Raw genomic sequence first — 1916 nt, 5'->3', positions numbered from 1 at the left:
TGATAAAATTTGATATAAATTTTTTTGGAATTTTAACAATGTTTTTATTCTTTATTAAATGAGTTATGAAGTTTGAAAACCCAAAGCTTAAACTACTTAGTACTATAAGGTCGAATGCGATATAAAGTGGCTTGTTTAGTTAAGAAAGTGCTACTAAATAAGGTATAGAGCACTCCTCTATAACTGACAGCTTAGCTGCCCCAAAGAAAAACGCACAACTTGAAATATCAGACTTTGATGATCAGATCAAATCAAGTGTGCAAAAAACCTCAAACGCAGTGCAAATTTTTACTTCAAACGTTAGCGTTTCAAGAAGTATGCAAGCAGTAGCTACTTATGGCGGTAAAGAGCTAGAGCGCGAGACAGCTAAAAGAGCAAAAGAGCATAAGCTAGATATGGAGTATGCTATCTTTGGTCTTGGTCGTGATGCTGATGTTAAAAATCAATTTACAAGTAAATTCCTGATCGGACTTGAAAACGGCAAAAGTATCACCACTAAAGAAATTTACAACATCACATACCTTGAAAACGACCTCAAATTTAAGGAACTATCTAGCAAAGATAGGCTTTATAAAAAGGTAGATACGAGAGTTTAGGAGGTAAATTTATGCAGACTAAAAACCTTTGTAAAATAAATCTTTTCATAAAAAAGACGATATCTTTGGTGTGAGTTAAAGCTAAAAGGATACTAGATGATAAACGCACTTGGTAGCTACCCCTTGAATTTAGAGCAGAACATAACGGTATCAACCAAAGTTTCTACCAACCAAACGAGTTCAGAGGTTTTAGGTTACAAGGTAGATAAAGATGGCTACTTTACAGATGAGTTTAACAAGCAAGCTGGCATACCAAGTGATTATAAAATTCACTCAAGCACGCTGGAGTCGTTAGTAAGGATAGAGACGCAGTCTGACTATATGCAAAGGACTTTTGATAGCATCGATATACTAAAAACCGTAAATAATGCCTACAAAATCCTCTCCCAAGTCGTTGGCGAAGACACACTAAACTCAAAAGATAGCTTTAGCTTAGATGAGATAAGAAATTTCCCTCAAGGCTTTGAGTATAACCGCCAAAGCATGCAAGTAACAAAAATTCATAACTCCATTCATGAATTTGGCTCGGCTGCGGCTGATTTTAACGGCAAAGAGTCAAATAAGCAGATGATAAGCACGCTTTTTTTCAACCCAAGCTTTGATGGCGGAGACGGCAGGCAGCCACTAAAGCCAACAACAGATATCTTTAACAACAACAATGGCGGCAAGGAGAGTGTGGGAAGTGGTGTATTTATGGATCCGCATGGAGAGAAATACACAAATAAAGACGGCTCAATAACTAAAGGCGGACTTATAGCAGCCGTTATAAACAACAACCTTGATGTGAGAGAGGGCGAGACAACATTACAAGGCAAAAGAGAAGGCTATGATAAGAGCATAGATAGTAAAGAATTTAATAGGGCATTTGAGCTGTTCGAGCTTATGGGTGAGATGAAATTTGGACCTGGCTTTATAAATGCTACTGATAATGACATAGCTGGCATGCCTAAATATATGCAAGACTACATCAGATCTAAAAGAGACTTTGTCTATATCGACTTAGAAAGTGGCTTTGTCAGCACTCCTGAAGATAGACGTAGGGGATATGAAGAAGACGAACTCTCATTTAAAAAGATGATGGAGCATAATCTAAAAATGCTAAAGCTACTCTTTGGTGAGATAGACAAAGATGGCAAAAAGAGCAAGGACTTTATGGATAGCTTTTTAAAATTTAGCATGCCACCTTTAAATTTAGTAAAAGAGCTAAATGAAAACCCAGCAGGAAAATATCTAGTAGATATGCTTGGTATAAAAAAAGATGTTGATATAAAGGCGTAGGGGGGAGTGAAATGATAACTAGCATAAACGGACTTAGCAATA

Annotated in this window: 2 protein-coding genes; both read left to right on the top strand. The window is 36.8% G+C overall.

The window, feature by feature from the left end; translation table 11 throughout:
* Positions 1–164: 164 nt before the first annotated feature.
* Positions 165–596 carry an SU10 major capsid protein gene (locus F3G88_RS06425; RefSeq protein WP_188117477.1) on the top strand — a complete coding sequence of 144 codons (432 nt, stop codon included), beginning with the start codon at positions 165–167 and terminating at the stop codon, positions 594–596.
* A 96-nt stretch (positions 597–692) separates the two neighbouring features.
* On the top strand, positions 693–1874 hold the full coding sequence (locus F3G88_RS06420) for a Cj0814 family flagellar-dependent secreted protein (RefSeq protein WP_149715676.1): 1182 nt from the start codon (positions 693–695) through the stop codon (positions 1872–1874).
* Positions 1875–1916: the final 42 nt, after the last annotated feature.

Source organism: Campylobacter concisus (assembly GCF_902460675.1).
Lineage (GTDB): Bacteria > Campylobacterota > Campylobacteria > Campylobacterales > Campylobacteraceae > Campylobacter_A > Campylobacter_A concisus_AJ.
Note: the sequence above shows the minus strand (reverse complement) of the source record. Positions and strands in the feature narration are given on the sequence as shown.

Bases quoted from the DNA above. Each gene is read 5' to 3' on its own strand.
- F3G88_RS06420 (WP_149715676.1), top strand. From the start codon at position 693: ATGATAAACGCACTTGGTAGCTACCCCTTGAATTTAGAGCAGAACATA.